The sequence below is a fragment of the Pseudoroseomonas cervicalis ATCC 49957 genome (assembly GCF_000164635.1).
Taxonomy (GTDB): domain Bacteria; phylum Pseudomonadota; class Alphaproteobacteria; order Acetobacterales; family Acetobacteraceae; genus Pseudoroseomonas; species Pseudoroseomonas cervicalis.
Genome location: NZ_GG770813.1, coordinates 1 through 3,071, shown reverse-complemented (window position 1 = coordinate 3,071; position 3,071 = coordinate 1). Strand labels below are relative to the sequence as shown.

The window sequence follows — 3,071 nt, the reverse complement described above, 5'->3', positions numbered from 1 at the left end:
CCTGGCACCGGCACGACCGGCGCCGCGCCGGCCCCTGGCATGACCCCGCCCGCCGCCGACGCCAACCGCAATGAGCGCCCGAGCACCGGCGGCGCCAACGCTCCGGGCACCGACAGCCCGCCCACCACCGCCACCCCGGCCGAGGGCGCCAACAGCTTCACCGAGGGCCAGGCGCGCAGCCGCATCGAGGCGGCCGGCTACACCGATGTGCGCGACCTGCGCAAGGACGAGCAGGGCGTCTGGCGCGGCCGCGCGATGCGCAACGGCACGCAGTCCGATGTCGGGCTCGACTTCCAGGGCAATGTGGTGACCGGGGCCGCGCCGGCGCGCTGATCGCGCGCCGCCACCCCTTCACCCTGACAGAAAGGCAGACACCATGACCAACAGGACGATCACCCGCCTGTTCGACACGCGCGACCATGCCCTGGCGGCGGTGCGCGACCTTGAGGCCGCCGGCTTCAACCATGATGATGTCGGCGTCATCGCCAACAACGAGGACGGGCACTTCGCCAGCACCACCGACAGCCGCCCCGGCGTCGATCCGGTGACGGCGCATCGCTCGGAGGAGAAGACCAAGTCCGGCGCCGGCATCGGTGCGACGCTCGGCACCGTGGTCGGCGGCGGCGCCGGCCTGGCGGCGGGGCTTGGGGCGCTGGCCATTCCGGGCATCGGCCCGATCGTGGCGGCGGGCGCGCTGATCGCGGCGCTGACCGGGGCCGGCGCGGGCGCGGCGGCCGGTGGCCTGATCGGCAGCCTGACCGGCGCCGGCGTCAGCGAGCGCGAGGCCCCGGTCTATGCCGAGGGCATGAAGCGCGGCGGCAGCATGGTGGTGGTGCGCACCGACGATGCCCGCGCCGTCGAGGCCGAGGCCATCCTGGCCCGCCACAATCCGGTGGACGTCAATGCGCGCGAGGCCGAGTATCGCGCCTCCGGCTGGGAGGGCTACCGCGACGAGCCGCACGCGGCCGACCTGCCGGGCACCCCGGCCGGGCGCAGCTTCACCGCGCCGGGCGTCAGCACCCCCGACCGCCGCGTCTGACGGCCGGCTGCCGGCGCCAGCCGGCAGGAAAGGCGCCGCCACGGGCCCGGAACCCTCCGGCCCGCGGGCGGCGCTTCTTCATGGGGCCGGCTGGAACATGTTCTCCCGCACCAGCGCATGCAGCAGGCGGATGGCATCCGGCGTGTCGTTCAGGCAGGGGATGACTGTCAGTTCCTCGCCGCCAGCGTGCAGAAACTCCTCGCGCAGCTCGGTGCCGATCTCGTCCAGCGTCTCGATGCAATCGGAGAGGAAGCCCGGCGTGATCACCGCGACGCGGGTGATGCCGCGCGCCGGCAGGCTGGCGATGCGCTCATCGGTGTAGGGCTCCAGCCAGGGCTCGCGGCCGAAGCGGGACTGGAAGGTCATCAGGAATTCCCGCGCTGTCAGGCCAAGTTCCGCGCGCAGCGCCCGCATGGTGCGGTTGCACTCGGCCGGATAGGGATCGCCCGCCTTGACGTAGCGGCGCGGCAGGCCGTGGAAGGAGGCGACCAGACACTGCGGCGCCCGTGGCAGCGTGGCCACCGCCCGGCGCACCGAATGCGCCAGCCCCTTGATGTAGAGCGGATGGTCGGGGAAGGGCGGCACGATGCGGATCGTGGGCTGGCGCCGCATGCGCATCAGCGCGCGGAACACCTGGTCGTTCACCGTCGCCGTGGTGGTGGCGCTGTATTGCGGATAGAGCGGCACCACCAGGATGCGGTCGCAGCCCTGATCCTGCAGGGCCTGCAACCGTTCGGCGACGCTGGGGCGGCCATAGCGCATCGCCCAGTCGATCAGCGGGCCATCGCTCAGAAATTCGCCCTGCAGCTTCTCCGCCTGGGCGCGGGTGAAGCTGCGCAGCGGCGATTCATCCCGCGCCGTGTTCCAGATGCGGCGATAGGCCGCGCCGCTGCGGAAGGGTCGCGTCGTCAGGATGACGCCCTGCAGCAGCGGCTGCCAGAGCAGCGGGTTGATCTCGATGACGCGGCGGTCGGAGAGGAATTCCGACAGGTAGCGCCGCACATCCCAGTAGCGCGTCGAGTCCGGCGTGCCGAGATTGACCAGCAGCACGCCGCAGCGCCCCGTCGTGGCGCCCGCGCGCCGCAGCGGCCGGGGCGGGGTGGCGGAGAGGAAACTCATGCCAGGAGATCCGCCGGGCTGTCGGCGCGCAGCTCCGCGCCGAGCGTGGCGCCGATCCGCGCGGCCTCACTGGCGGGGCCGCTGAGGCGGCGGCGCAGCAGGAAGGTGCCGTCCTCCCGCGCCACCAGCCCCGTCAGGTGCAGCCTCCCCTCCGCGTCCAGCGTGGCATGGGCGCCGACCGGGGTGCGGCAGGACCCCTCCAGGGCCGCCAGCAGGGCGCGCTCGGCGGCCGCCGCCAGGCGGGTCGCGGCATGGTCGATGCCGGCCAGCTTCTCGCGCAGCGCCTCGTTGCCGGCGCGGGCGGTGATGGCGATGACGCCCTGCCCCGCCGCCGGCAGCATTTCCTCGGGGGAGAGGATGCGGCTGGCGCGGGCGGCGAGGTCGAGCCGCTTCAGCCCGGCCATGGCCAGCAGCGTCGCGGCGAAATCGCCCTGCTCCAGCCGGTGCAGCCGCGTCTGCACATTGCCGCGCAGCAGGCCGAAGCGCAGATCGGGGCGCAGATGCCGCAGCTGCGCCGCCCGCCGGGCCGAGGCGGTGCCGATGCGCGCCCCCACCGGCAGGAAGCCCAGCGGCAGGGCGCGCTCCTCCGGCGGGCAGGCCGGGGCCAGCAGCAGCGCGTCGCGCGCATCCTCGCGCGGCAGGCAGGCGGCGATGACCAGGCCGGGCGGCAGCTCGGTCTCCAGATCCTTCAGGCTGTGCACGGCGAAGTCGATGCGGCCATCCAGCAGCGCCTCATGGATCTCCTTGGCGAACAGCCCCTTGCCGCCGAGCTCGGCCAGGCGGCGGCGCGGCTCGGCATCGCCGCTGGTGGAGAGCGGCACGGTCAGGCAGGGCGTCTCGCCCAGCGCGGCCAGCACCATGGCGGTCTGCCGCAGCGCCAGTGGCGAGGCGCGGCTGCCGGCGCGCAGCGGCG

At 74.1% G+C, this 3,071-nt stretch carries 4 protein-coding genes; 2 read left to right on the top strand and 2 right to left on the bottom strand.

Going from position 1 to position 3,071, the window contains the following annotated elements:
* The coding region (locus HMPREF0731_RS19260) for a hypothetical protein (protein ID WP_007005886.1) at positions 1-333 on the top strand (333 nt) is incomplete at its 5' end.
* Between the two features lie 43 nt (positions 334-376).
* On the top strand, positions 377-1,039 hold the full coding sequence (locus HMPREF0731_RS26395) for a hypothetical protein (protein ID WP_007005885.1): 663 nt from the start codon (positions 377-379) through the stop codon (positions 1,037-1,039).
* Positions 1,040-1,117: 78 nt separating this feature from the next.
* On the opposite strand, the gene hemH is transcribed toward HMPREF0731_RS26395, so the two are convergent.
* Positions 1,118-2,158: a ferrochelatase gene (gene hemH, locus HMPREF0731_RS19250; RefSeq protein WP_007005884.1), complete on the bottom strand. Its 1,041-nt coding sequence runs from the start codon at positions 2,156-2,158 to the stop codon at positions 1,118-1,120.
* Positions 2,155-3,071, bottom strand: a 917-nt coding sequence (hemC, locus tag HMPREF0731_RS19245) for a hydroxymethylbilane synthase (protein WP_007005883.1), incomplete at its 5' end; no start/stop codon positions are given. The genes hemH and hemC, both read right to left, overlap by 4 nt.